The 23,181-nt window shown below is 45.9% G+C and carries 25 protein-coding genes, 2 tRNA genes and 1 pseudogene; 12 read left to right on the top strand and 16 right to left on the bottom strand.

The window, feature by feature from the left end:
• The first annotated feature begins 111 nt into the window (after positions 1–111).
• From ACJB0T_RS09435 to ACJB0T_RS09450, 4 genes are all read left to right on the top strand, one after another.
• A complete protein-coding gene (locus ACJB0T_RS09435; protein WP_042499681.1) occupies positions 112–672 on the top strand; it encodes a DUF1415 domain-containing protein in 561 nt (186 codons plus the stop codon).
• Positions 673–794: 122 nt separating this feature from the next.
• A complete protein-coding gene (locus tag ACJB0T_RS09440; protein ID WP_446648285.1) occupies positions 795–944 on the top strand; it encodes a hypothetical protein in 150 nt (49 codons plus the stop codon).
• Positions 945–1,140: 196 nt separating this feature from the next.
• A complete protein-coding gene (locus tag ACJB0T_RS09445) occupies positions 1,141–1,401 on the top strand; it encodes a hypothetical protein (protein WP_479290479.1) in 261 nt (86 codons plus the stop codon).
• 365 nt (positions 1,402–1,766) lie between these two features.
• Positions 1,767–2,339 (top strand): nucleoside triphosphate pyrophosphohydrolase family protein, encoded by a 573-nt coding sequence (locus tag ACJB0T_RS09450; RefSeq protein WP_479290480.1) that lies wholly within the window; start codon positions 1,767–1,769, stop codon positions 2,337–2,339.
• Between the two features lie 74 nt (positions 2,340–2,413).
• Here the strand turns inward: ACJB0T_RS09450 and btuD are convergent, their stop codons facing one another.
• The 9 genes from btuD to ACJB0T_RS09495 all read right to left on the bottom strand — a co-directional run bounded on the left by btuD (position 2,414) and on the right by ACJB0T_RS09495 (position 10,952).
• Positions 2,414–3,187, bottom strand: a complete 774-nt coding sequence (gene btuD, locus ACJB0T_RS09455; protein ID WP_479290481.1) for a vitamin B12 ABC transporter ATP-binding protein BtuD — start codon at positions 3,185–3,187, stop codon at positions 2,414–2,416.
• Entirely contained in the window at positions 3,171–4,169 is a 999-nt protein-coding gene (gene btuC / locus ACJB0T_RS09460; RefSeq protein WP_479290483.1) for a vitamin B12 ABC transporter permease BtuC, read from the bottom strand. The genes btuD and btuC overlap by 17 nt, the downstream gene beginning before the upstream one ends.
• Positions 4,170–4,214: 45 nt before the next feature.
• Complete coding sequence (locus ACJB0T_RS09465) at positions 4,215–5,243, bottom strand: succinylglutamate desuccinylase (RefSeq protein WP_479290485.1); 1,029 nt, start codon at positions 5,241–5,243, stop codon at positions 4,215–4,217.
• A gap of 191 nt (positions 5,244–5,434) precedes the next feature.
• A complete protein-coding gene (locus ACJB0T_RS09470) occupies positions 5,435–7,234 on the bottom strand; it encodes a M3 family oligoendopeptidase (RefSeq protein ID WP_479290487.1) in 1,800 nt (599 codons plus the stop codon).
• 156 nt (positions 7,235–7,390) lie between these two features.
• Complete coding sequence (locus ACJB0T_RS09475) at positions 7,391–8,005, bottom strand: histidine phosphatase family protein (RefSeq protein ID WP_479290488.1); 615 nt, start codon at positions 8,003–8,005, stop codon at positions 7,391–7,393.
• The gene (cobU, locus tag ACJB0T_RS09480) at positions 8,002–8,568 is read right to left on the bottom strand and encodes a bifunctional adenosylcobinamide kinase/adenosylcobinamide-phosphate guanylyltransferase (RefSeq protein ID WP_479290490.1); all 567 of its coding nucleotides are present in this window, start codon (positions 8,566–8,568) and stop codon (positions 8,002–8,004) included. The genes ACJB0T_RS09475 and cobU overlap by 4 nt, the downstream gene beginning before the upstream one ends.
• A gap of 10 nt (positions 8,569–8,578) precedes the next feature.
• Entirely contained in the window at positions 8,579–9,361 is a 783-nt protein-coding gene (locus ACJB0T_RS09485) for an adenosylcobinamide-GDP ribazoletransferase (RefSeq protein WP_479290492.1), read from the bottom strand.
• Complete coding sequence (gene cobT / locus ACJB0T_RS09490; RefSeq protein ID WP_479292272.1) at positions 9,358–10,386, bottom strand: nicotinate-nucleotide--dimethylbenzimidazole phosphoribosyltransferase; 1,029 nt, start codon at positions 10,384–10,386, stop codon at positions 9,358–9,360. Before cobT ends, ACJB0T_RS09485 begins: the two co-directional genes overlap by 4 nt.
• A 275-nt stretch (positions 10,387–10,661) precedes the next feature.
• The gene (locus tag ACJB0T_RS09495) at positions 10,662–10,952 is read right to left on the bottom strand and encodes a hypothetical protein (RefSeq protein ID WP_479290493.1); all 291 of its coding nucleotides are present in this window, start codon (positions 10,950–10,952) and stop codon (positions 10,662–10,664) included.
• Positions 10,953–11,682: 730 nt separating this feature from the next.
• On the opposite strand from ACJB0T_RS09495, the gene ACJB0T_RS09500 reads away from it, so the two are divergent.
• From ACJB0T_RS09500 to ACJB0T_RS09515, 4 genes and pseudogenes are all read left to right on the top strand, one after another.
• Positions 11,683–12,567 carry a sigma-70 family RNA polymerase sigma factor gene (locus ACJB0T_RS09500; RefSeq protein WP_479290495.1) on the top strand — a complete coding sequence of 295 codons (885 nt, stop codon included), beginning with the start codon at positions 11,683–11,685 and terminating at the stop codon, positions 12,565–12,567.
• 85 nt (positions 12,568–12,652) lie between these two features.
• Positions 12,653–13,336 carry a Rossmann-fold NAD(P)-binding domain-containing protein gene (locus tag ACJB0T_RS09505; protein ID WP_479290497.1) on the top strand — a complete coding sequence of 228 codons (684 nt, stop codon included), beginning with the start codon at positions 12,653–12,655 and terminating at the stop codon, positions 13,334–13,336.
• A gap of 166 nt (positions 13,337–13,502) precedes the next feature.
• The gene (locus ACJB0T_RS09510) at positions 13,503–14,870 is read left to right on the top strand and encodes an L-cystine transporter (RefSeq protein WP_479290499.1); all 1,368 of its coding nucleotides are present in this window, start codon (positions 13,503–13,505) and stop codon (positions 14,868–14,870) included.
• Between the two features lie 188 nt (positions 14,871–15,058).
• Positions 15,059–15,679 (top strand): annotated as a pseudogene (locus ACJB0T_RS09515) (IS5 family transposase).
• Positions 15,680–15,844: 165 nt separating this feature from the next.
• Here the strand turns inward: ACJB0T_RS09515 and ACJB0T_RS09520 are convergent.
• The 3 genes from ACJB0T_RS09520 to ACJB0T_RS09530 all read right to left on the bottom strand — a co-directional run bounded on the left by ACJB0T_RS09520 (position 15,845) and on the right by ACJB0T_RS09530 (position 16,883).
• Positions 15,845–15,921, bottom strand: a tRNA-Val gene (locus ACJB0T_RS09520).
• Between the two features lie 39 nt (positions 15,922–15,960).
• Positions 15,961–16,037, bottom strand: a tRNA-Val gene (locus ACJB0T_RS09525).
• A 180-nt stretch (positions 16,038–16,217) separates the two neighbouring features.
• Positions 16,218–16,883, bottom strand: coding sequence for a DUF2726 domain-containing protein (locus ACJB0T_RS09530; RefSeq protein ID WP_479290501.1), 666 nt, complete (start codon positions 16,881–16,883; stop codon positions 16,218–16,220).
• Positions 16,884–17,022: 139 nt separating this feature from the next.
• On the opposite strand from ACJB0T_RS09530, the gene ACJB0T_RS09535 reads away from it, so the two are divergent.
• Positions 17,023–17,559, top strand: a complete 537-nt coding sequence (locus ACJB0T_RS09535) for a lipocalin family protein (protein ID WP_479290503.1) — start codon at positions 17,023–17,025, stop codon at positions 17,557–17,559.
• A gap of 7 nt (positions 17,560–17,566) precedes the next feature.
• On the opposite strand, the gene ACJB0T_RS09540 is transcribed toward ACJB0T_RS09535, so the two are convergent.
• On the bottom strand, positions 17,567–18,331 hold the full coding sequence (locus tag ACJB0T_RS09540; protein WP_479290504.1) for an MBL fold metallo-hydrolase: 765 nt from the start codon (positions 18,329–18,331) through the stop codon (positions 17,567–17,569).
• 110 nt (positions 18,332–18,441) lie between these two features.
• Between ACJB0T_RS09540 and ACJB0T_RS09545 the strand changes: the two genes are divergently transcribed.
• Positions 18,442–19,149 (top strand): glycerophosphodiester phosphodiesterase family protein, encoded by a 708-nt coding sequence (locus ACJB0T_RS09545; RefSeq protein WP_479290507.1) that lies wholly within the window; start codon positions 18,442–18,444, stop codon positions 19,147–19,149.
• Between the two features lie 41 nt (positions 19,150–19,190).
• On the opposite strand, the gene ACJB0T_RS09550 is transcribed toward ACJB0T_RS09545, so the two are convergent.
• On the bottom strand, positions 19,191–20,108 hold the full coding sequence (locus tag ACJB0T_RS09550) for a LysR family transcriptional regulator (RefSeq protein ID WP_446648346.1): 918 nt from the start codon (positions 20,106–20,108) through the stop codon (positions 19,191–19,193).
• Between the two features lie 102 nt (positions 20,109–20,210).
• Here ACJB0T_RS09550 and ACJB0T_RS09555 point away from each other — a divergent pair, with 102 nt between their 5' ends.
• The gene (locus tag ACJB0T_RS09555) at positions 20,211–21,131 is read left to right on the top strand and encodes a DMT family transporter (RefSeq protein WP_479290511.1); all 921 of its coding nucleotides are present in this window, start codon (positions 20,211–20,213) and stop codon (positions 21,129–21,131) included.
• Positions 21,132–21,247: 116 nt separating this feature from the next.
• Positions 21,248–22,354, top strand: coding sequence for a M20/M25/M40 family metallo-hydrolase (locus ACJB0T_RS09560; RefSeq protein ID WP_353496416.1), 1,107 nt, complete (start codon positions 21,248–21,250; stop codon positions 22,352–22,354).
• Positions 22,355–22,409: 55 nt separating this feature from the next.
• Here the strand turns inward: ACJB0T_RS09560 and ACJB0T_RS09565 are convergent, their stop codons facing one another.
• Positions 22,410–22,742 (bottom strand): ribosome recycling factor family protein, encoded by a 333-nt coding sequence (locus ACJB0T_RS09565; RefSeq protein ID WP_353496417.1) that lies wholly within the window; start codon positions 22,740–22,742, stop codon positions 22,410–22,412.
• Positions 22,742–23,179, bottom strand: coding sequence for a DUF3859 domain-containing protein (locus tag ACJB0T_RS09570; RefSeq protein WP_353496418.1), 438 nt, complete (start codon positions 23,177–23,179; stop codon positions 22,742–22,744). Before ACJB0T_RS09570 ends, ACJB0T_RS09565 begins: the two co-directional genes overlap by 1 nt.
• Positions 23,180–23,181: the final 2 nt, after the last annotated feature.

The raw sequence follows: 23,181 nt of genomic DNA on the forward strand, positions 1-23,181 counted from the left end.
AAGCTAGTGTGATTTAGTTTGACCTCGATTTAGAGTAAACCAGAAAGATTACGTTCGCTATCGACGTCATAGCAGCATATAATTGCCGTTGTGTTAAATGTGGTAAATGTTATGTCGTTACGTGAAGAAGTAGTAAAGATTGAACAACAAGTTCAACAATGGCTCAAGGATGTGGTCATTGGTTTAAACCTATGTCCATTCGCTGCCAAGCCAGAGCGCAATAAGCAGATCAAGACTTTTGTTAGCCTTGCTGATAAAGAAGAAGGCCTTCTTGAAGATATTCTCAGTGAGCTCATGCTGCTTGAACAAACCGATGCGAAAGATCTTGAAACCACACTCGTGGTCGTCCCTAAGATGCTGCATGACTTTGTTGACTACAACTTCTTCATCGACTGGGTCGAAGCCCTTATTAAGCAAAATGACTGGGAAGGCATTTATCAGGTAGCGACCTTCCATCCAAACTATTGCTTCGGCGGCGCGGAGCCTGAAGATCCGGAAAATCTGACCAATCGCTCTCCATACCCAATCTTTCATCTTATCCGTGAAGAGAGCATGGAACGTGTTCTTAAGCACTACCCCGATCCAGAAGCAATTCCGGACAACAACATTGCGAGAGTCAGTGAACTTGATGAGCACGAGAGAAAACGCTTGTTCCCGTATCTTTTCTCTTAAGTCATCGACTCTATGGCGGGTAATGGCAATAGATCGGCTCAATATTAGGTTACGATAATGTCGATACTCAATGGCGCCTGTCGCTGCTAAGGTATCGATATTCACCTATTGAGAGCATCACCATGAAACCTTGGATCAAATTTATCCCGCTTTGCCTTTTGGTCGGCTATGTCGTTATTTATGATGTCATCGATCAGTACGACCACAGCCAAGCGGCTGAACAGCAAGTCGTCGTTTCACAAACGGTAGCAAAGCAAGCAAGTCCTGAGTAACCACCCACAGAGCAAACTACCTACCCACCATTTGCTCTTCACGCTAAGTCGTGATTCTCAACAGCTTCCCTACACAACGAGCAAAATCAGCTTAAGTGTGGGGAATCGATGAAACTCTTACATTCCTTTACTTTAAGAATTACGGCTCAATTGATAATCTTGAAGAATGAGGCACACCAAGCGATAAGGACGCCCAATGAGTCTGGCGCTCACGATATTTACTAACGTTGGCAAAACTGGTGTCGAGCTAGCAAGTTATCAGGCACCCTCTGCAACACACGCAGTCGAAATCTGGGATAAAATACCCAGTGCTTCAGAAGTAACCCTACACTACTTAGTGATTATGGAAGGTCGCAATCATATCGACAGTAAGTTTATCGATACTCGTTACGTTAGACTGCTGCTTGAGATGTGGGGACAGTTTGATACGTTTTATCATCAGTTCCAAGAAAACTAGTTCCAAGAACTCTAGTCTAAGAAAACGGTTAAAAGGCCACCCCGAAAGGTGGCCTTTTAATACGACGACTCGGGACCCTAATCCGAAACGACGTTTTCCAAAAAGTACGCGTACTCTTTGAAACTGTTGGCATGATGACACAAGCGACTAGGTCATCACCCAAATAGACGTATTGGCGATATTTACAATTCAGTCAACCAATTGAATTGTGTAAGAATGCTACCTTTATTCGCGCCTAAAAACAATATCAGAGTAAAAGAGTGCGCGTTGGTCGATATTCGCGTCTCAAGAAAATGACCATCGGTGTAGCGCATAAACCTCTGCTCTGATAGGATCTCATCACCAATTATCAAACAGCAAAATCGATGAAACTAACCAAACTTACCCAACCGATCTTTGATCACCTATACCGCGATATTACCGAGTTCCGTACGACGTTTGATCTTCCAGTTAATGATGCTAGATCACTAGATGATGCAGCAGACACGCTTCATAGCTCACTGGCTATCGAAGAAATGACAGAGCTTGCAGAAGCGGACTCGAAAGTTGAACAAGCGGACGCAATCATCGATTCAGTGTATGTTTTGATGGGTCGTTTGGTTCATCTTGGCGACAGCAAAGTAGAAGATAACGTTGCGATCAGCTACCTAATTGAACTGCTTCTGCACGTTGCAGCAAACCGCGACATCGAGTTCATCAAATGCTGGGATGAAATTCACTCAAGCAACATGAGTAAAGTGTGCCGCAACGAAAAAGAATACCAAGAAACAGAAGCGCACTACGCTGAGCAAGGCATCAAGCTGATGGCCGTGACTAAAGGCGAATACATTATCGCTAAATGCGCAGAAGACTTCGTTTCAGAAGCGAAGACTATTCGTAAAGGCAAAGTGTTAAAGTCGGTCTACTACCGCCCTGCGGACTTGTCACCGCTTGTGTAAAACCTTCTAAAGAAACGGCCTCAACAGAGGCCGTTTTTAATCTTATCGATTCTCCAACCACTTCAATTTTAGCTTCATTCATTGAAGATCAATAACGGCTTGCCGTTCACTTCTATCTTGCTGACCGAGGTTTGATATACGGACCCAATATTCTCTGGCGTCAGAACTTCATCGCCTGTTCCGACGGCTTCAACGACACCATTATTGAGCATCACTACATGATCCGCACGTCTAAGCGTGGTATTTAAATCGTGATTCGCCACCACCACTGAAAGCCCTTGAGACGTCACAAGCTCAATTAACTGATTGAGGTATTTCTCTTGCCCAACATCAAGGGGCGCCGCCGGCTCATCAAGAATCAAGACTTTTGAATGAGGATTCAATGGGCGCCAGATCTGCAAGCAGCATGCAGCGAGCCTGACTCGTTGCCACTCACCACCCGACAAATGATGCACCGTCCTCGACAGCATGATATCGAGCTTTAAAAGCTCAGTGATATCAGAGATGGCTTGGTTCAGTACTGCTTCACCATCCTTTCCGTTAGAACTATTCTGCTCATTAGGAATGGATAACGACAGATACTGATACACAGGCATGTTAAAGGCAGGGCGCGCAGCCTGTGGTAAATAAGCACGTATCGTCGCCATACCAGGGAGTGACATCCCAGCTAAGTCCATGCCAGCAATGTCCACCTGCCCTTCATAGTTAAGCACACCGGCTAGCGCAGCCAGCAAGGTACTCTTACCACTGCCATTTGGACCGATAACATGGGTAAGCTGCCCTTCTGGAAATGAAAGACTAGCGGGCAAAAGTCGAGTACCAATGGCGAGGTTATGAACTTGAATCATGGTTTCTTAGCAACATCCAAATAAACACAGGAGCACCGATAGTCGTCGTCATGACGCCAACGGGCAACTCTGCAGAGTCTAACACCGTTCTCGCTAAGATATCGGAGACCACCAATAAAGCCGCGCCAGTCAGCGCTGATAGCGGCAGCAAGTATCGATTCTCAGTACCGAAGGCCAAGCGCAAAAGATGCGGCACGACCAAACCTACAAAGCTGATAACGCCACCGAGTGCGACAGAGCCACCCACCAACAACGAGACGGCGAGTATCAATTGCCACCGGATCCGAAGTACATCGATACCGAGTTGCTTAGCGTGGATTTCCCCAACCATAAGCTTATCGAGCGCTGCGCCTTTGCTGCATAGCCAAATAGCCACTGGAATCATGGCAATCGTGAGAGTGTGCTGATACCAACTCACGCCACCAACACTGCCCATAAGCCAATACATGAGCTGACGAATGCTCAAATCATCACTAAAGTAAAACGCCCACGTCACTACAGCACCGGACAAAATACCTAATGCCACCCCAACTAACAACAAGCGAGTCGTGGTCAGTCGCAGCGTTTTTGCCATCGAGACAAGAATAAGCGTAAAGCCAAGTGCCCCAAGAACGCCAGCGAGCATAAATCCTAACGGCGTCGCTGCAGCAGGAAAAGCAAACAGCACCAGCACCATGCCTAAACTAGCACCACCAGAAATACCGAGCACACCCGGTTCGGCCAACACATTGCCCAATAAAACTTGAAGCGAAGCACCAGATAGCGCCAGCGCAGCGCCAATCGCGGCTGCGGCAAATAGCCTAGGCATACGCAGATCGTATAGAAGACGAGACTCTAGCGCAGATTGCGGAGAAAAAGGATTGATGAACACTTCGCCAACAGAAAGGTGAAGTAGCGCGCAAGTAAATAAGACGCCTGACATCACTATCATTAGGATGTGCCAGCGTCTTTGGTTTTGATTCAGTAACTGATTGAATTCCATTAGAGGAGCATAACAGCCGCGCTTAAGAACGCCACTGATTTTCTGTTAATCGTAGACCAGTTGGTCATCCTCATAGCGAGTTGCCACTTTAACCACCATGAGAGCCGCTCTTTGCCCTATCACTACTTTGCGATTTGGGAATACGATCGCTTCGTGATCATTTTTCGCCATCAACGGTTTGTCACCATCATGACCGAATACTTCCCCATGCTTAAATTCAGTGAAGTTCTCGACATCATCGTCAAATAAGAAGTCGAAGTCGTCATGGTGACGAACAACAGTGCGAGAAACACGATAGATGATAGGTGTCTTGGCCAAGTGTTCAGGTTTCTCAGCAGCCAGCAAGTCTCGGGTTGCTAAATCAAATGCTAGAAGCTTGGTCAGATCGTTCTCGCCAATGCGAGCCACGCGACCTAGTTCCATTGTCAGCGCCTGTGCACCGTAGTTCTCGGCTGAGAACCAACTGAAAGTACTCGACGGAGCGTTAGACAGCAGCACAGCGTCCATATGAGCGCTGGACACATAATCAAATAAGGCTTTACTGCGCACTGCATGTCGAGTTTTAGGGCTCACCACAAAAGAATAGTGCTTAGACTCGCGGATAGCACAATGCAAATCAAGGTGCCAGCGACGCTCAACCGCCGTATCTTGATAAAAGTCGTTCACAAGCTTTTTAAGGTGCTTGGCTATTGCGACTTCGCGGCTCACAGTGCCCTCTTGATTACCGAAAAGACGGTTCAGATTCTCATCGATAAAACGTGTGTGACGGTTGGTCGCTTCTGGATGTGCGATGATAAACAAACAGCGCGCCTTGAGCTTTAAAAAACCCGATTCAATATCGTCAACGATCTTATCGACCAGCTCCATTGGCGCGGTTTCATCACCGTGGATGCCACAGGAAATGATGATGTTCTCACTGTCCTCGTCAAGCTCACAAGGTGTGATTTCCAAGACACCACGATAGCGGTGATTGAACTCTACTCCGTCGTCGGTCGTTCTTGATATTGCGGTGAATTCAGTTTCGGTTTCTAAAGTATCTTTTAGAAATGACTGGCGAAAAAACGATTTCGTCATGCGCTGCTCCCTATCTAACAGCGGTATGGTAATGAAACAAGAGAGAAAATTATACGAATATGATCGCGTTTATCGAAGTAAGTCGCGTTACTTGGGGAGAAAAACCCCAAACTGCTCAAAAAACAGGCCACTTAAAGCCAGTTTGCCCTCATCAGCGGTAAAACCATAATACTGATGAGGGCTAAGCAGTGCTATCGACCAATCTCGTTAAGAAGTGCTTCAAACTCATCAATTTTCATTGATAAGCTTTGCATGCCTTGTTCCCAAAACTCCGCTTGCGTAAGATTTTTGTTCATATGTTTGAACACCACATCTTCCGCAAGATGCGAACCCGTATCTCGAAGCAGCGCCACATAATCAGGATAGAAGCTATCCCCTTTTTGCTCACGCTGCGCATACACGCCCTGACTAAACAAGTAGCCAAATAAATACGGGTAGTTATAAAAGCTCAGTTCAGAGATGCTAAAGTGCAGTTTACTCGCCCAGAAGTAAGGGTCAGTACCCTCCATCGAGTCACCGTACCACTCCGACCAGGTTGTCGACATCAAATCACATAACTGTTCTGCATCAAGCTCACTCTCTTGGCGTGCTTGATAGAACGCTTTTTCAAATTCAAAACGAACCGGAATATTGATGGTGAGTGCATAAGCAGACGACAACTCCTCCCACAACATCTCCAGCTTTTCTTCATTGGTTTTTGCTTGTTCCAGCAGATAATCACGCACGATATTTTCAGCAAAGATAGAGGCCGTTTCCGCGAGGGTCATTGGATAGCTAGTGCGACATAGCGGCAAATCACGCATCACCCAATTGTGGAATGCATGGCCAAGTTCGTGAGCAAGCGTCAGTAGGTCAGAGCGACTGCCACCCCAAGTCATGAACACAAGAGGTGTACGAGTGGCAGCAAGCTGCGTGCAGTAAGCGCCAAGGCGACGGTTTTCTGATGGCTCAGCATCTATCCAACCGTTATCGACCATCGTTTGTACAAACTCAGCCATCTCTGGATTCACTTGTTCAAAGGCACATTTGATCACTTCAATGCCTTCTGCAAACTCGTAGACTTTGGCTTCGCCGTTACCTAATGGCGGCATAGCAGCAAGATGGTTCCACGGCGTCATTTTTGGCAGGCTATGGACTTTCGCCATCAGCTTACCTGCTTTTTGGCCAATAGCACGATGGCTTTTTGCCACCGACATCATTGCTTCTAAGGTCTCACGTTGAATGCGATTCGCTCTTAGGCTTGGATCGAGAAAGTGCTCTTCGCTATTGTGAGAGCGCTTTTTCCCCTCATTGTGTCGCCAGCCAGCTAGCGCATTCACGATGGCTGCAAAAGAAGTGTCGTTCGCCTTCATTGCAGCTTGAATCCCTTTCCAAGCCGCTTCTTGTTTCGCAAAATCGCCACCATACAAAAGGCTAGCCGCCGCTGAGAAGCCTAACGTTTCAGTGCCCTGCTCAGTTTCAATCGTGATGCTGAGTGATCCAGTAATGTTGTCATAGAGACGTCCCCACGCGTCGCGACCATCAACCTGCATTGCTGACAGCAACTGCTCTTCAGCAATACTCAGTTGAGTTTGTGCTTTACGCTGGAGAAGCTCAATTTGAAAACCTTGACCCGCTACCGAGGGGTTATCGTGATCGAGGACTTGCTGAATAAAAGCGACGTCGGCAAATGCTAGAACATTTTCATAAGGGCTGAATGCTTGTTCCAGTTCCGAGCTCAATTGAGACAATCGGCCAATCAGCTGTTTAGCTTGGGTGTTTTGGGCATTGGTCGAGGCATAGCAGTTTGCCAGAGTGCTTACCGTATTAAGCAAGGTGCTCGCCGCTTCCATGGTCTGAATCGCGTTTTGCATCGCAACCACGTGCTGGCGTTCTTCTTGATGATGAGTCAGTAATGAAATAGAGCGTTGAATCAGCTCAATGTCTTGTTCAACCTTGGGGTCATTCAATCCTTGATAGGCAATCGATAAATCCCAAACCGCGTTTTTCATAAGCTTTCCCTAGTAGATCGTTATGTGACTGTGCAAATAGCAATACATATACGAACTAATATGGAGACAGTCACACCCATTATCAATGCTTAATAATTTTCAATCAGTTAGGAAGATTCTGTGGTACTAGATTAGGTGGCTTCAGATTCAATCCATCTACGCAAAAGAAGCGATCGGCTGCCCAATCACCTTAACATTGATTATCGACGGATAGCGCGAATCAAACTGCAGCTGTGTCACGGTCGCATTACCAATCGCAAGCGCCGCGTAAAGCTTAGGATTGCGCCAATCAAGGTCGAGCACATCTGCTAAAATTTGGCGAATGACTCCGCCGTGACAGACAAGAAGGGCGTGTTGATTGGTTTGAATGAGCCTATGCCAAGCCCTGCTCACTCTCAAGTGAAAATCGTCAAGGGTTTCTGCATTGGGTAACTGGCACGTTGCGGGGGTCGACCAGAACGGCTCTAGCGTTTGCCACTCTTCTTCTGACATACGGTCAAAAGGCACGCCATCATAATCACCAAAATCCATTTCAGCGAATGCTGGTTCGATACTAAGATCAATGCCAGATTGTTCGGTGAAGGGCTTTGCGAGGCTCATACATCGAGACAATGGTGAACTAATGACTCGATTTACATCAAGAGAACTATTCAATAAAGCTTGTAGCGCCTGACTATTTTGCTCAGCCTTCACACCAACATCAGTATGACCATAAAGGGCAGCGTCACCATCGACTTTCGCGTGACGCAGTAGAAACACGTTCACTTTCATTGAGTAGCTCCCTTTAGCATCAGAGGCAATCCAGCCGCCACCAGCGTCACTTGCTGCGCGATCGCAGCGACGCGCTGATTCATTCTTCCGGCATTGTCGACAAACAAACGTGAAACTTCGCCCAACGGCACCACACCAAGGCCAACTTCATTAGATACCAATACAATGTGGGCCTCACAACGTTCTAGGCTTTCGACCAACGATGCAATAGCACGCTCAATCTCTCGCTCTACGTCACCGCCGCTTTGCTGTGCATAATAAATGACATTGTTGAGCCACAAGGTTAAGCATTCGACCAAGACCACATCACGACTGGAAAATGCCATCAGTGCGGCCGACAACTCTAGGGGGACTTCCCACTCTGTCCAGCCATCACCGCGCTGCTGCTGATGATGAGCAATGCGTCGCTGCATTTCCTCATCCAACGGTTCAGAGGTTGCTAAATAATGTTTGGTCATAACACACTGGTTACGTTCACCCGGCTCACATAATGAGAGGACTCTTTGCTCTGCAAAGCGCGACTTACCAGAACGGGCACCGCCCAACACTAACTCTACCGTCATCGCTATCTCTCTACACCCTCAAAACCATCAACATTAGCACGTAGGTCATGAGCTCAACCAACTGCTGCGCGGCACCTAAGCAGTCCCCCGTAAAACCACCTAAACGTGCCAGAAGCCATTTAGTAAATACGAATCGAAATACCAAGGCAAAAGCAATCAGTAACGCCGCCAACGTCATGTCGTACATCAAGGCAGGCAACACGCCACACAGTGCCAAAAATACCAGTTCACCTGGGGTCTGTGTATTGGCAAGGGGTTTACTCTTGCTCCCTTTCGGATCGGACACATAAGGCATCGCGGAAATAAGCGAAGCGGCAACAGCGCGACTGAACGAGTAACCGATAATGAAAACAGCAAATAGGTTAACTTGTGTGGACAGCTCGACCAAAGCGGTATATTTCAAAAGCAGAGACATGACTAAGGTCGCCACACCATAAGTGCCAAGACGGCTGTCTTTCATGATCTCTAGGCGGCGCTCTTGCGTCATCCCTCCGCCAATACCGTCGGCCATGTCTGCTAGCCCATCTTCGTGAAACGCACCGGTGAGCAGCAGGCTAAACACCATGGTAATGACGACTGCGATACTGACTGGAAAAAGCCCGCTAACAAGCGTAAAAAATCCTCCGCATAAGGCACCTAATAGCACACCAACCAAAGCGAAATAGCGCCCAGCTCGATTCATTCTTTCAGTAGAGTATGGGGTACTAGCGGGTATCGGCAGCCTTGAGAAAAAACTCAGCGCCAAACAGAACAGTTGCCACTGATAGCGCCAATACGAGACTCGCTCACTCACACCGTTACTCCAGCACTCTCAAAGCTCGCCATTTCATTGTAAAATTCAACCGCACAACGAATGAGAGGCAGTGCCAATGCTGCACCTGTGCCCTCACCAAGGCGCAAAGACAAATCCAGTAACGGTGATGCGTTAAGCTCATCCAAAACAAAACGATGCGCACCTTCATTAGAGACATGAGAAAAAATCAGATAGTCACGCACTGACGGCTCAAGCTTACATGCGGCTAACGCGGCAACTGAGACAATAAAGCCATCGACCAATACCGGAACCTGCTGTTTAGCTGATTCCAAAAACGCACCAACCATATGGACAATTTCAAATCCGCCTAGCTGCGCTAGAACCGTCATTACGTCTCGCTCATCAAAGCGAGACAGCGCTTGTTCAACCAAAGCCGTCTTTCTCGACAGTTGTTCTGGATTAATACCAGTGCCAAGACCAACACTTTCTGAAACCGAAAGATCGGTCAACGCGGAAAGCAGAGCGGATGCTGAACTGGTATTGCCAATCCCCATCTCGCCAAAAATCAATAAATCAGCTCCGCTCTCCACGCACTGATTCACAGTCTCGCGTCCGCCCTCAATACCTTGAGCAAGCTGCGATGCGCTCATTGCTGGCTGAGTTGAAAAGTCTGCGGTTCCACAGCCAAGACGGCTGAGTATTAACTGAGAAGACTGGGTTTCCATAGGTGCTAACATGCCGCAGTCGACCACTTGAAAATTAATATCGTTCGCTCGACAAAAACAGTTGATCGCTGCCCCACCAGCAAGGAAGTTTGTCACCATTTGCTGTGTCACCGTACTCGGCGCAATACTCACGCCCTGCTCTGCGATGCCGTGATCGCCTGCGAACACCACTACCTTGGGGTTAGACAGGGCTATTGTATTTACAAACTGGCCACGGGAGTGACTTTGAATTCTGGCGAGCTGCGCGGCGACGTGTTCTAACTCACCAAGAGCGCCGAGTGGTTTGGTTTTTTGCTCGATGTGATTTTTAATCTGAGGGTCAAATTGGTTGCTTAGCATGGTGTCCATTTCGCTAGGTTGGTCTCAAGCAAGATCTGCTCTCGCCTAATCCTTGATGGTTTGCTTACTAGTGTACGCGTATCGGGCTTTCAAACCAACTGAAGTTAGGTCTGTAAGTGCATGAAAAGAATTCAATAGCAGGGAGATAGTAGGAGTTTGACTTTCACAGTTAAAGAGTAAGCGAACAACAGATCTGGCATCGTAACGACATAGCTACGCACGTTTGCCAGACGTTTGCGTTAGTCGCTTACTCACATAGAGTACGAAATCAAAAGCTAAACCGTTTCCTCTTCGCGTAACTCTGAAAACAGGATCGCCAAACCGTAATCAGAGACTCGAGGTTTCGCCAAGTTACACGTTTTACAGCACTCCTTATCCATTTTGCAGTGCTGCCCCATCAACAAACTGTCTAAATTGCGAGTACCCGCTTTACAGTCCAACTCTAGTGACTTAAAAATACGACAATCATCGCTTTCGGGGGAATCAACAACACCAATAATTGAAACGCCTTGAGACTTAGCGAGCAACAATAATTCTTCGATTTTTTGTTTGAGTTCTGTATTCATTCTGTTGTGTCCAAACTATTATTTATTATTCTTAACGCTAGCTTAGACTAAAGTTTAATGAAATGTGTTAATAGCACTCACTATTGTAGAAAAATGATAGAAGACTCGTCTTTTCGACTTTGACAATAAATTTATAAATTACACTCGGACTGTAAAATCTTTGTAAAGACACTAAGTAACAGACTGTTTGTTGCATTGCTTTTTTGACTTAAAATCACATAAATAAACAATAGCTTTAATTACAGTCGAAACCACTACCCATGACACTTTCATGACCTAAAAACCAGACTTAACCACAAAAAAATCAGTCAATTACTCCAACGTATCTCAAGTGTATAACAGTACACCCTAAACCACCACGACTCAACCTCCTGTAAACCAATTCCGAAAACTCAAGTTTACAACAGCATCAGTAATCATCCTTTATGGTTTTTAAAGTTAATAATCATATTTATAAATAGTCGAATAAGCTGTTATTTCAACATGATACAAATCAACATTTTTATCAGTCAAAAATACAACCCGTATAAGAACGATTCTTATTTTCTATAAACAAACAAATATTCACCCTAGCACGCACGCGAATGTTGCAAATATGTGCAATTACTTGATAAGCGTACGCTGTTCATTGTTACGAAGTTATAGTAATTTACAGTATTGATGTGAGCATGCATTCACATCAATTATAAGACTAATAATAAACCAATGACGCAGTTGGTAAGGAGTTAATGTGAAACTTGAAGACAACCGTGCTCAACGAAGCTCCACACACAAGGATGATGCTGCCAATATTGGTACTAGCTACTTTAAACAGGTATCTAACCACAACCTGCTCACCGCCGAAGAAGAAAGACTTATAGCTCGAAAGGCTCGCACGGGCGATGTAGAAGCAAGACAGCGTTTGATAAACGCCAATTTACGCCTAGTCATCAAAACCGCAAAACGCTACGCCAATCGCGGACTCGATTTTTATGACCTCATTAACGAAGGCAACATTGGTCTCATTCAGGCTGTCGACAAATTTGATCCCGAGCTTGGCTACCGCTTTTCAACTTACGCGGTTTGGTGGATCCAGCAATCAATAGACCGCGCTATTATGAACCAAGGACGCACTATCCGCGTTCCCGTTCATGTGACCAAGCAAATTCGCGAATGCAGCAAGGCCGCCCATCAACTACGAAGAGAAGGCAAACATGAGCCTACCTTTGCAGAAATTGCAGAGAAAACTGGCCGCTCTGCAGGCGAGGTAAGTAAGTTACTTAAGCTATCAGAGCAGTCACTGTCCCTCGACAATGGTTGGGATGACGATGGCGATAAGAAAGATCACCTGCAAACTATCGACGATGACGACGTGTTCGAACTACCAGAACGTGACATTGTCACACAGAATTTAAACAAAGAATTGGTCAGCTTAGTTGATGGCTTGCCAGATAAACATAAGACCATTCTCTATCACCGATTCGGCCTTCTTGATGATGAGCCTAAAACACTCGAAGAAGTGGGCAGTATTGTTGGCGTGACACGCGAACGAGTGCGACAAATTCAGAAAGTGGCAATGGAAACGCTTCGAGAGAAGTTAAGAAAACAAGATCTAACGGCGGCGGAAATTGATTAGGTTCATCTATATGTCTATGTAATCACAACATGTTAGCTAGATTTTGACTATAGTCCCACTACACCTTGATGAGTGGGACTTTTTTATGCAGCACAACTACAATGCGATTATTGCCGGAAGCTCTGGACTGGTTGGTGGTAAGTTGCTTTCCCTACTTGAGGAAACATCGCATATCGATACCGTTTACGCACTGTGCCGCTCCCCGCTTGAAAGTACCCATAATAAAACACACCAAATTATGGACGGTGCGCTTAGGATCACCGATTGGGATGATACCCACCCTACCCCAACCCTTGGTTTTATCTGTTTGGGCACCACATTAAATAAAGCCGGCAGTAAAGCCGCATTAGAGAAGATCGACCTCGACTTAGTCTGCGACGTTGCTCAAACCATGAAGATGATTGGTGTTAAACGTATCGCTATTGTGTCCAGTTTGGGCGCTTCACCTCGCTCACTCTCTCACTACTTAAAATGCAAAGGCAAAGTGGAACAACGCATCAATCAAATGGGCTTTGAGCATGTCGTCTTTGTCAGACCCGGTCCACTCGCAGGGCGTGAAGTCGACATTCGTAGCGACGAAGTACTGGTGCAAAAACTGTTCGCGGTGATCTCCCCTATTATGTTCGGCTCACTGCGCGCCTTCACCCCAATCCCTGCAGAGCTTGTTGCAAAAGCCATGCTATACAGTGTGTTACAGCCTAACAATGCCAGATCCGTCGCATACAACTCAGCAAACATGCGCGATCTACTGAGCGAATACGCCAACTGACTCGTAAAATATATCTAACAACCTCGCTCTATATAACTTACACCTCTAAGTAATAACTTTTACTTATTGTCATCTGTGCACTGCAAACGTTACTTTAGCCATCCACACTTCCATTTCCCACATCTTATGTTGGGACTTCGTCAGTTGAAAAAAAAGGATTCTTTATATGTCAATTGCGGTTATCGCGTCGCTCGCGGTATTTTTGGGCATTCTCTATTTCTTGTATGGACAGCAGCAAAAAAACCACACACTCTCTCGCTTAGTACTTTTTGGATTGGTTTTAGGTAGCGCATTTGGTCTTGGACTACAGCTTCTGTTTGGTGAAGGTCATGCAGCTATTGGTGGCACTCTAGAGTGGGTCAACGTTGTTGGTCGCGGCTATGTTGGTCTGCTGAAAATGATCATAATGCCACTTGTACTAGTCTCTATGATTGCAGCGGTCGTGAAGCTTGAAAAAGGCGGATCACTAGGCAAAATTAGCGGCCTGACAATATCTATTCTTCTGGCAACGACAGCTATCTCTGCCCTTATCGGTATTGTTGTTACCCAAGTATTTGGCCTAAGTGCAGAGGGACTGACTGAAGGCGCTCGTGAAACGGCTCGTATCGCAGTACTAGAGAACCGAGTTGACCGCGTAAGTGATCTCACCATTCCACAGATGTTAGTGAGCTTTATTCCAACAAACCCATTTGCTGATCTAACGGGGTCTCGCTCAACGTCTATTATCGCCGTTGTGATCTTCGGTGTTCTAACAGGCATCGCAGCACGTAAAGTGATGGCGGAAAAAGAAGAGTTAGAATCACCAATCCGCACTTTCGTTGAAGCGACTCAATCGATCGTAATGCGTTTGGTTAAGATGATCATGGCACTAACGCCATACGGCATCGCGGCTCTAATGACAAAAGTGGTAGCAACATCAAGCGCGGGCGATATTCTTAACCTGCTGGGTTTCATCGTTGCGTCTTACCTTGCTATCTTCCTAATGTTTGTTGTGCACGGCCTACTGGTTTCACTTGTTGGTGTTAGCCCGAAAGAGTACTTCCAGAAGATCTGGCCTGTACTGACCTTCGCATTCTCATCTCGAAGCTCAGCGGCAACGATTCCTCTGAACGTGGAAGCGCAGGTAACAAAACTGAACGTGCCACCAGCGATTGCGAACCTTTCAGCTTCATTTGGTGCGACAATCGGCCAAAATGGCTGTGCGGGTATCTACCCTGCGATGCTAGCCGTCATGGTTGCGCCTTCGGTTGGTATCGACCCGATGGACTTTAACTTTATTCTTTCGTTGATTGCTATCATCACCATCAGCTCATTTGGTATTGCTGGTGTAGGCGGCGGCGCGACCTTTGCTGCGCTCATTGTACTACCTGCTATGGGTCTTCCAGTCACGATTGCAGCCCTATTGATCTCAATCGAGCCTCTTATTGATATGGCACGTACGGCACTAAACGTATCAGGCGCCATGACAGCGGGTACCATTACCAGCCGTCTACTCAAGAAAAAACAAGCCTCTTTCGAAGAAGCCAACGCATAGTCTGGCAACTCCTTCCAAACAAAACAGCGCCTTATGGCGCTGTTTTTGTATAAATTCAATAAGTTAAACTTTACTTCCATCATTGCCGAAATAAAGCTTGATCTCAGCTTGGTTATTTCTATAATTCGATGGAACTAAATCAGGAACTTACGATCTGATCGACTACGTCAGTTAACCATCGTAGCCTTATGCTAAAACCTCGTTGCAAAACAACTAACTGGAAACAGTATAACAAAACCCTAACCAACCGTGGTTCACTCACTTTCTGGATTGATGAGGAAGCTATACGTGAGTAGAAGCATGGTACTGACGGGAAGCGTAGAGTCTGGAGAAAGCTGCATTTAGTAGTTGATACTAGCACTCAGGAGATAGTAGCAGCAGAGTTGAGTTTATCAAATGTCACTGATGCAGAAATCCTTCCTAATTTGCTCAAGCAAACACGTCTACAAATCATCGAGATATCTGGAGATATCTGGAGATGGTGCTTACGACACAAGAAATTGCCATGACTCCATACGGATTAAACGAGCGCACCAAGAGAAGGGGCTGCCTTCTGGGAGAAAGGACACCCTCGCAATTTGGCTGTGGGTTGCCAAAAGCTTTACGGCTCCAACAAAAAGTGGAAAAAGCGGTATGGTTGTCACAAGCGTTCACTCTCAGAAACAGCCATGTATCGTGTAAAGCAGTTGCTTGGTGGGAAGTTAAGCCTGAGAAATTACAATGCTCAGGTTGGTGAAATTTACGCCATGATTAAAGCGCTGAACAAGCTTACAGGGTTTGGTATGCCTGACACTCAGTATATTGTGTAAGAATCACTCAAGCTAAGGCTATTTAGTTTTCTGACCGAATTACGCAACAAAGCATTCTCAAGTAAGGTTCTTCTCAGAGGGATTGTGATTATTGAAAGTGGTGAGAAATGGCTAAACACCAGATACAACAAAGCCAAGCTAAACGCTTGGCTTTGTTGTTAAATTTGGTGGGTCCGGGCGAACTCGAATCGCCGACCCCCGCCATGTCAAGGCGGTACTCTAACCAACTGAGCTACGGACCCAAATTTTTGTTCCATTCTGAATAACCATTCAGAGAAGGATGGTGGGTCCGGGCGAATTCGAATCGCCGACCCCTACCATGTCAAGGTAGTACTCTAACCAACTGAGCTACGGACCCATCTCTCTGGAACGAGAAGGATATTAACCAGACTACCTTAGCTGTGCAAGCACATTTTTGTGTTTTTGGTGTCGTTTGCTCTATTCGCCATCAATTCGACTCTTTTTTATGCGTAAGCGCCGAAAAAATGTGAAGCCTATCAGCTCTTTGGCGAATTAATGAAACAACTAAACTGACTGGTTATGCCGATTGTTCGTCATCGAATACCACATTGTAGTTCTCTGTGTACTGGCACAATGGTTGGCGGCTACATGTGAAAAAGCGTCGCCCTTTAAACTCGCCCTGCATCGCCGTTTTGATGTTCATTGGGCTGCCACAACGCTTACAAAAACGCACTTCTTTGTCTGGCTCAATTAAGTCGATATGAGCGGCAAGCAAACGGCGAATTTTGCCGACTTGGTAGCTCAGTTTGACCGATGCACCAATAAGCGGAATGTTTGCAGACTTACATACCTGCATTATCAGCTTCTGACGCTCTATTTTGCCTTTATGGAGCTTTTGTCCATTGTCATATTCGATAATGACTCGAGGCTGCATCGTTCGTGGGTCACAAACAACAAAATCAAAGTAGCTTTTGGCTATCACATTGTTGGCGATAAACCACTGCTTCTTGCTCTTCATTTGTTGAGGTGTCACGACGTTTGCCATGCTAACTTTGGTTAAGATCACCCCATGCTCACCCACGGCCTCTTTTAATGCATTGTAAAAGGCGGTCTGCGCGGACGATAAAATAGGTCCTTTTACCTTGTATTGATAGGACTTTGTATCCTCTTGCTTTACAAAGTATTTAAGCGCAGCCATGGAAAAGCCCACCAGCAACGCAAAAACGATAAAAATCTCGAACATGTGTTTCGTTATACCCAACGGCAATAGAATCTAGACCTGCTCAGATTAAGCGCAATATTCAATAGATGCAATCTTTGTAGTCTTATCAACACAAAATGGCGTATATTCAATAAGTAACCAATCTATTAGAGGTTTTAGGATGAAACTACTACGTCAATGTTTGCTGATTTCTATCAGCGTATTACTCCTTGGCTGTACTGGCATGCCGGAGAGCGTTAAACCTGTCAACAACTTTGAGCTCGACCGCTATCTCGGCAAATGGTACGAAGTCGCAAGATTGGATCACAGCTTCGAGCGCGGTTTAGACAATGTATCTGCCACTTACTCACTCAATGAAGACGGCAGCGTAAAAGTACTCAATCGCGGCTGGGATACAGAAGACCAAGAATGGTCTGAGGCAGAAGGCAAAGCCAAATTTGTTGAGTCTGAAGATATTGCTCATTTGAAGGTCTCGTTCTTTGGTCCATTTTACGGCAGTTACGTGGTTTATTACCTAGAACCGGACTACTCTGTCGCTTTGGTGAGTGGCTACAATTCCAATTACTTTTGGATCCTGTCTCGAACGCCAACAATTGAAGCCAGCCAACTTGAAAAGTATGTCGAGCGCGCCAAAGAGGCGGGTTTTGCTACCGACAACTTGATCTTCCCAAATCACGATAAAGCACAGCTTAACTAGCTATTTCTCAAGACATCCTAGTCAGCAAAGAATTGACCAAGCTTTTGAGTTTAATCTTCGTCACGCGCCAATGAGTAACAGGTCTCCTTGGTGCTGTGTCGAGGATATGCAGCCTCGCCTCATCATCGAAGGCTACCGGCCCACGATGCGCCAATAACACCGTCTCAGCATTGAGTTTGTATACCCTATCAATCGAGCTTCGGTATTGGTTAGGGTGGAAAACGGGAAAAGGCGCGATGAGTCGCTTCTTCACTTCCACCATAAGATCGGCAACGTAAATCGTCGATTGCTCAGCGTGATACACCGAAATATCGCGATCGGTATGCCCCGGGGTGTTGAGTACTTGCCAATCATCAAAATGTGGCACAGTGTCACCATCATTTACCGCATAATCGACAATGAGTTTGCGTCGATACCATAGGTTTCGTCCGGGCTTTCCCATTCGATTGGCCATATACCAAGCTAAAACCAAATCTGTCAGATGCATCATCACTCCATCCACACCCGAATACCAAGCTTTTGGCTGGGCACTGGAGACAATTTTTGCGCCTGTTAACGCTTTCAGTCTATGAGCCGCCCCCGCGTGATCAGGATGCATATGTGTTACCACAATAGCTTTTAAATCAGAAATAGGACGATTCAGTTCGTCACGAATATAGCGTAAAATTGTACCGACATCAGCTCGGCTCGCCCCATCCAGTAACAGCAGTTTATCTGGATACTCAGCGAGATAGATCTGTTGGATATAACCTGAAATCTGATGGATTTTCATAAGCCTTGCTAACTGGTCAGACTACCTTGTCGCAAGATAACTCGACATTAACAATATTGCAACAAGGCCTATTATATATAGCGATAGACATCGCTTTCTGAGGTTCATTTATGAGTGTCATTTATGTTGGTCATAGAGGTGTAGCAGGGACTCACCCAGAGAACACCATGGTCAGTATTCAACAGGCGCACGCGCTAGGATTACAATGGATTGAAGTGGATATTCAACCAACCAAAGATAATATTTTAGTGGTCTGTCACGACCATACCGTGAACCGCTGCAGTAACGGAAAGGGACGCATTGATGAGCAAACGCTCGAGCAGCTTAGTAAGCTTGATTTTGGGGCTTGGAAGTCAGACGCGTTTGAGCAAGAGCGCATCATGACGCTAGTACAATTGCTCGATTTTTGTCACCAGCACAATATGTGCATCAACCTTGAGGTCAAGATCGATCGCCACGACGCCAACCATGTTGTCTCTTTGCTCAAATCGGTACTGGATATCCATTCTATAGATAGAGAATGTCTTATTATCTCCAGCTTCAGCGCTGAAGTAATGCAAGTACTGTTCGAAGCAAAATTGGGAACACGTCTTGGTGTGCTTGCCAAACGATTGAACCGCAAAGCCATTGCCAGCATTCAAAACGTCAACGCATTCAGTTGCCACTTAGACTACAAATGGCTAACCGCTAACCACCTTAATATGCTGCGTGAACTTGAAGTAGAAATTTGGTGCTATACAGTAAACAACCCAAAATCGTTCAAATACTTAGATAAAGTAGACGCCATCTTTACTGACTATCCAACGCGCTTTATTTAATCGAGATCCTGCGGAGCTTAACTTACCGCTTCCCGGTCAATCTAAGGCTCTGGGTTTAGTGATGCGACCATAAAGTCGATAAACGCGCGTCTTCGAGCCGGCATGAATTTCGACTGAGGAAACTGCAACGTGATCTCACCTTGATAGCGTGAGATTACTCGCCATTCTGGAAGCACTTGAATGACTTCACCGTTTTGAATCGCCTCTTCAACCACAAATTCTGGGAATATGCCTATTCCCAACCCTTGCTTAACTGCGTTAAGGCGAATTTCTGAATGGTTGACCGAGTATGGTCCTTCTACCTCGACTTTGACATCCTCTCCACCCTTTGAAAAACGCCAAACATTGTCATTTGGCTGCTCATTAAGGTACAGGCAATCATGCTGCGATAAGTTGTCTGGATGAAAAGGAATACCATGCGATTGCAAATAGCTTCGACTGGCGCACAACACTGCATTAGTATGCCCTAGCGACTTCGCAACCAGGTTTTCCCTCGGGAAGTGAGTCAGTTCAAACACAAAGTCAAGGTTATGCCCAAACGGGTCAACAAACTCATCACTGACCATCAAACGTAGTTTGGCTTTTGGGTATTTGGCTAAAAATTCAAGCATCAGTGGTTGTAAGATACGGCGGCTAAACGCTTTAGGCGCTGCAATGCGCAACTCGCCTGTCACCTCACCTAACTCTTGGCTCGTCACGTGAACTATATCGTCAGCTGAATCAATGATCTTCTGACTGAATTCGTAAACCACTTTGCCCATTTCCGTTGTCACTTGCTTTCTCGTCGTACGCTCTAGCAAATCTGCATTCAAGGCGGCCTCTAGACGACTAATCTGACGGCTAACACCTGATGGAGTTACTCCCAATCTTTGCGACGCTGCTGTAAAGCTACCTGAATCAACAACCGTGACAAACGCCACGATGTCCGGCAGTAATGCCATGAGCTTATTTGTGTCCATGAGTCACAAGTCCTATGAGGTTTGGAAGTATTATCACGCTTATATTCATAAGCTAGCATAGTAGAACATATACTTATATTGAACTTTATTACAACAACACATATGGAAACAAATTTCGCTAACAAGATCTCATTTCATTGGGCAATCATAGGATTACTCGTAGTCTCGATTGTTTGGGGCACAAGCTACGGTGTCTCCAAACAGATACTGAATCAGCTTTCCGTTGTCGAACTGCTTTTGGTTCGCTTTGTCATTAGCTGTGCTGTCCTAATGAGCGTTATCTATTTCAAACAACAAACCAGAGTATTCACTTCTCAGTGGCGTCGCTACCTACAAGTCGGCATTTCCACTGGGCTTATCTTGAGCTGCATTTTCTTAACCGAAACGTGGGCTGTTAAACTGGTTCAAGCTGGGCAAGTCGCTGTATTGATTAGTCTATGCGTGCTCTTTACACCATTACTCGAAACTGCATGGCTCAAAGTCAAACTTCCCAAAGGAATCATGCTGTTTTGCAGTATAGGTTTTACTGGCCTGGTGATGATAGCAAGCCCTAGTGAGCTGAGCATAGATCTTGGGGTTGGTTTGGTGATCATCGCAGCCCTACTTCGAGCCGTGATGGTCGTTACGTGCCGTAAAGCATTTACTAAAACACCATTGCAAATAGAAATTATCACCCTAATTCAACTGTCAGTAGTTACGCTTATCAGTTTCTGTCTCGTCCTATTAGATTCAGAGAGACCCGCACTGATAAGAACTCTACAAACACTCAATAGTCAGGATTGGGCGAGCCTACTCTATCTAGCGCTTTGTTGCACATTACTGGCGTTCTTTGTACAAAATTACGCAGTGAAACACTTGCCAGCTAGTCAGGCATCATTACTTATGGGTACTGAGCCAATGTTTGGTTTGCTGTTTGCTAGCCTGTTCCTAAGTGAAACCATGACCCCAGTGCAATGGTTAGGGTGCTTCATTGTCATAACCACTACGATTGCAGCTTGTTACAAATTTTCAGCACAAAAATAGTCCAAAAGACAGTCAGATTGACTGCAAGGCGACACTTTTATTGATTTACCTCAGGTCTTAGGATGTTCAGTAACGTGTAAAGTGGTCTTCCCTGTTTCATAACGTGAAGTGACCCCATGACTCAAGTAAATACAGAGCGCCTCGTGAACCATTTTTGTGAACTAGTAAAAATCGACAGTGAATCTGGCAACGAAAAAGCCGTTGCTGAAGCGATTGCTGAGCAACTTGGTGAGCTAGGCTTTGTGGTAAGCAAATTGCCAGTACCAGAGCAATACACCAATGGCTTTAACGTCTACGGACGCTTAGAGGGCAAACAAGAAGGCAGCATCGTCTTCAGTGCTCACATGGACACAGTCACACCGGGCATCGGTATCGAGCCTATCATCGAAGATGGCATCATCCGCTCAAAAGGCGACACGATCCTTGGTGGTGATGACAAGTCAGGTATCGCGGCAGTGATGGAAGCCGTTCGTTGCTTACAGGAGCAAAACCGCGAACACAAAACGATTGAAGTTGCATTCACGGTTCATGAAGAAGGTGGTCTGTTTGGATCTGAGCATTTCGACATGTCTTACATTCAATCGAAAAACGCTATCGTATTGGATACAGGCGGTCCTATCGGCACTATCGTTACTGGTGCACCTGGTCAGCAAAAAATCGTCGCTAAGATCAAAGGTCGTCCAGCTCACGCAGGTCTTGCGCCAGAAGAAGGCATCAGTGCCGCTATGGTTGCAGCGGACGCTATCGCTAACATGAAATTACTGCGCATCGACGAGCAGACCACAGCAAACATCGGTTCAGTACACGGCGGTCAAGCAACAAACATTGTTATGCCTGAGCTAACAGTCGTTGCAGAAGCGCGCTCTCTAAATAGCGACAAACTTACTGCTCAAGTTAACCACATGGTTGAGACATTCCAAGCATCAGCAGAGAAGTTTGGTGCAGAGGTGGAGATTGAGTCAACTCGCGCTTACGACGCGTTTGTTATCGCTGAAGATGATGCTCACGTTCTGAAAATCAAAGAAGTGTTTGCGTCAAACGGTGTTGAAGCAAACACTAAGCATACAGGCGGTGGCAGCGATGCTAACAACTTCAACGAGAAAGGTTTAACGACAGTAAACCTATCTACAGGTATGTCTAAAGTGCACACCACAGAAGAGTTCATCGCTGTTGATGACATGGTGAAGATCACCGACTTTGTGATTAGCTACGTAACCGCTTAATCATACAGTAAAAATAGAAGCCGCCTCTGCTCACAGCGAAGCGGCTTTTTTATCATCACAAATCTTCAAATTCATCAATCGCAGCGCGAGCCTCTGCCAGCGTGCACCCAGATTGATACATCAAATCAGCGACCGTGATCTCAGGCTCCCGCTCAAGGACTTCTTGAATGGGTGACTTGTAGCCATCTAGCACTTTATTTATCGCAACAGAAATCCAGCCGACATTAGCCTCGATGGAAAATTTCAATAATGCAGAAGGCTCTCCGCTCAGTGTCCAGTTGCGTGAGCGTCTAATACGTTTTAGCGTACAGCCATACTTCACAGCACAGGCCATGACGATAGCTTTATCTTCAACGCGGTGAACAAAGCTATTCAGCTTTACCGACACTAAAAACCGCGACGTTTCCAAAACTGACCTTCATCTCTTGCTGTGACTTTAAAGGTTTTTTCTGCGATGGTTTTACCCTGCATCTCGATCACCATGCGCCAATCGCCTAAGTTACTCTCAAAGCCATTGATAGGATCAAGTAACTGAATAGTATCGCCAAGGTAGAAGTCCCAGTCATTGCTACCGACGTGTTCATCGCCATCAAAAGGCGCTAACACCTGCCCTTTTTTACTCAGCACGCCAGGGTGATAGATACAATATCGAACCTTCTCCCCTTTGGCCTTTTTGATGTTCACAATAAAGCCAAACTCAATATGCTCATCCGCAGGTACGATAGTTGTGAATTCTTGAATTTTAGGGAGATCTTTGGAGCCTGAATCCCAAGTGGAGTAAATGCCATAAGAGGTCATTTCTACGACAGGTGAACGCTTCGCCATGG

The organism is Vibrio sp. CB1-5 (assembly GCF_059412285.1).